This window comes from Cellulophaga sp. F20128, assembly GCF_023015805.1.
Classification (GTDB): Bacteria; Bacteroidota; Bacteroidia; order Flavobacteriales; family Flavobacteriaceae; genus Cellulophaga.
On the sequence record NZ_JALKBA010000042.1, the window covers coordinates 1 to 3803 of the forward strand.

Here is a 3803-nt window from a genome sequence, read left to right on the forward strand (position 1 = left end):
GACCAGTTTCCAGATCCATTTGCAGTTGTAAATCCAATACTAACACCATCAATAAATACTTCTACGGAAGCATTTGGTTCTGCTGTTCCAGTAAATATCAATGTATTATCGTTTGTAATACCGTCATTTGTAATAGCTCCTGAATCGTCAGTAATGCTAGTTACTACTGGGGCTATGGGATTAGTGGTGTCTATAATTAATTCTAAGGTAGTCAGATCTACTGTACTATTTCCAGCGGCATCTGTACTAGTCACCTCTACTTCATTTGCACCATTTATGTTTGGATTGTACGAGCCAATATCAGGAGTAGCTGTTTCGGTATCAATTGTCCAATCGCCAAATGTATCGGCAGTAGTGATATAAGTTGCACCGGCTACTACTATGGTTACAGTACTTCCAATTTCGGCCTCACCATTTAACACAGGTGTTGTATCATTGGTAATTTGAGGTTCTACAGTAGGCACAGTTGGTGCTATTACATCAACCGTTAATATTGCAGTATTGGATGTTATCGGTGAGCATTTGAAGGATGTTTCCGTAATAATTACCCGATATTCATATCCATTATCGGCAGAAGTAATACCAGTTAATATTAATGTTGCAGTAGTGCTTCCTGTATAGATATCAGAATTATTTGTATCATCAATAGTAACAAAACCAGCACCCAACTGATCATCTACCTGCCATTCGTATGCTAAGCTAGAACCCGTCGCTGTTACCGAAAATGTTTCAGCTGAACTACCATTTGTAAGAACATCTTGGGGGTGATCTGCAGCTGTTGCAAGGGTAGGAGTAACACCTGGTTGTTGAAAATCGTACTGCGCATTAGAACCACTATCTTCATTGTTTGGGGTTGTATAGCCGTCAGTAACGTTTGTACCTGTTACAATACCATCTGAATTTACCGTAGTTGGGGTATCTCCTAAAATTCCATCGGCGTCAAGATCGGTATAGCCAGCTTCAATAACATCCAAACATAAATCACCATCGGCATCTAATTCTAAATAATCTGCAATCCCATCTGGTGTCGTTTCGGAGTCTGAAAGGGTATAATTTACCGTACCACTATTTTGTTGTCCACTCGCTTGTACTGAATTCGGAATACCGTCAGTACCTACAGCTCCAAGCAAACGTCCAGTAGCAAACGGTTGTCCGCTACCGCCTTCGACCACATCATAAATTCCATCATTATCAGCATCTAAATCGAAATGATTTGGAACACCGTCAGAATCTGTGTCAAAAACATCTACAATACCATCGGAATTGGCATCTACACCAAAATCAAGATCTCTATAATTCAGTATTCCATCAGCATCAGTATCCACACTGGGGTCAACGCCACCAGAAGTTTCTAATGTATCTAAAATTCCATCGTTATCATCATCTAAATCGACTGCATCGGCGATTCCATCCAGATCATTATCATCAATACCAACTTCTCTGTAATCAACTTCGGGGGTTGAAGTGATGGCTAAATTTGGTAGGTCAGAAGCGCCGTTGTTTTGGTCGTCATTTGAATCAAACGGGAGCCCCGTAGTATCAACATCATCATAGGCATTAAGTAAACCATCTTGATCAAAATCCGTATTGTTTGTGGCTATTGTAAAGCCAGCTTCCTTAGTGTCAGTAATTCCATCATTATCCGAGTCTAAATCCAAATAATCAGGTGTTCCATCGCCATCTGTATCAATAAAGGTTAGTCCCTCATTTCCGGCCCCCTCGTATGATTCTCCCAAACCATCATCATCACCATCTGAATTAGGAGCATCATAAGAAGAGGTAAGTTGGGCTTCTACGTTGTCTGGAATTCCATCATTGTCTGCATCGATATCGAAAGCATCTGGGATACCATCCTCGTCAGAATCTATTCCGTCATTTACTGTGAATACAGGAAAAGAACCTGGGCCTGAGGCAGTACTAAGAGGTAAGCCCGCAGTATTGTTTGAGGAGGTTGTATTTGATGGATCAAACAACCCATTGATATCACATGTCTGAAATAAAACAGAACCTAAATAATCATTTGACAAAAAGTCAGATTGCAGCTCACCAGAAAAAGTAATCGTGAAATCTGCCGTATCGTAATAATTAAAATATACCGCTAATTTTGGTCCTAGATTAACCCCAGGCCAAGTTTGTGCAGGTCCATCAAAAGTGGTGGTACCTACCGCTGAATTTTTTGTAACGGTTAGTAGACTGTTGTTATCTACAGCATATAATCCAGGACGAGCAAGTGTAACACTTTCCTTGGTGTTTGCGCCATCAATATCATAAATTACTCCGCCAAATCGAATAAGCGTAACATGGATATTAGTTCCAGCTGCCAATAAAATTACATTAAATGTTATACTTCCGGTCTCACCAGCTACGCTAGCTACAGTTCCTACGTCAAAACTAGGTTGCCAAGCATCATTGTTTCCTGTTGAAGTATCGTCAATGGAGTTCAAAGTAGCATTATTCATTGCTGAAATTACAACAAGAGCATCTAAATCTCCTAAACTAGATGTAACAACGTTTGAGAAGAGATATTCAGCATTAATAGTGCCTGGTCCAGAACCCGAACCATCTACATAAGTACCTCCAACAAAGGAACCAGGTGGAATGCCACAATCATCAGCCTGAGTATCTGTAGGTTTAAAACCTAAGGATTCTACATAATCTAGAATACCGTCATTATCATCATCAATGTCTTTATCATTATTAACGCCATCACCATCTGTATCGATTGAATCTGCAAACCCAATCGCTTCCCTAAAATCGACTTCACTTGTAGCCGGATTTTGATCATTTGGGAACATAGTTACATCTTGGTTATTGTTGGTAGCTCCATTTACGTCCGCAATTCCATTAGTGGGACTAATACTAAGATCAAAGGCATCATCTAAACCGTCATTATCCGTGTCGTTTCCGGAAGGAAAAATATCAGCAACATTGTCTCCATCAAGATCGTAAACTTCTATAGAATCACTATATAAATCATTATCTGAATTGTCATCCCTAAAATCAGGATTACTTAAGCCACCAATGTTTTCTGGCTCATATATGGATATTCCTGACCCGGGTGCTGTTTCGTAATTATCTGCTAATCCATTTCCATCGGTATCAGCACTCGGGCTAAGGTATCCAGAAGTAGATTGCCATTCTATATTGTCTACGATTCCATCGGCATCAGAATCCAAATCCAAATAATCAGGATGCGTATCCGTATCATAATTTTCGAGCACATTTGTAAAAGCTCCTCCGTTATCGATATCAAATGAATCATCAATACCATCGTTATCCGAATCATTACCGGTTGCTTGAACTAAAGCTGCATCAGATTGAGATTCAACCAAATCTTTAATACCATCATTATCAGAATCAATATCCAAATAATTAGCACCACCTATATTATCGCTATTTACAGGAACTGTCGTCCCACCGCCACCGTCAATACCTCCAACTTCTACTACATCTGGAATCCCATTGTTCCCTGCACTACTTTCTGCAGCATCAATAGAACCGTTACCATCAGTATCTAAATTACCGTTTCCGGTTTCTACTACATCTGGAATCCCATCATTATCACTGTCTAAATCTTCATTATTAGGAATGCCATCATTATCAAAATCTGTAGATCCTTCAACGATGTCGGTTATTCCATCATTATCATCATCTTCATCGTTACTATTACAAATGCCATCTCCATCGGTATCTGTACCGTCATTGTCTGGATCAAAATTATTACCAGCGCTAAAGTCTGTATTTGATGTAGCCGAACAATCGTCACACCCATCCCCATCTAAATCTTGACAAATAGAAGGGTC

The 3803-nt window shown here is 39.7% G+C and carries 1 protein-coding gene; it reads right to left on the bottom strand.

Features of this window, described 5'->3' with window-relative positions; genetic code table 11:
* On the bottom strand, positions 1-3803 hold a 3803-nt coding region (locus MWU65_RS17305; protein WP_247079937.1), incomplete at both ends, for an Ig-like domain-containing protein.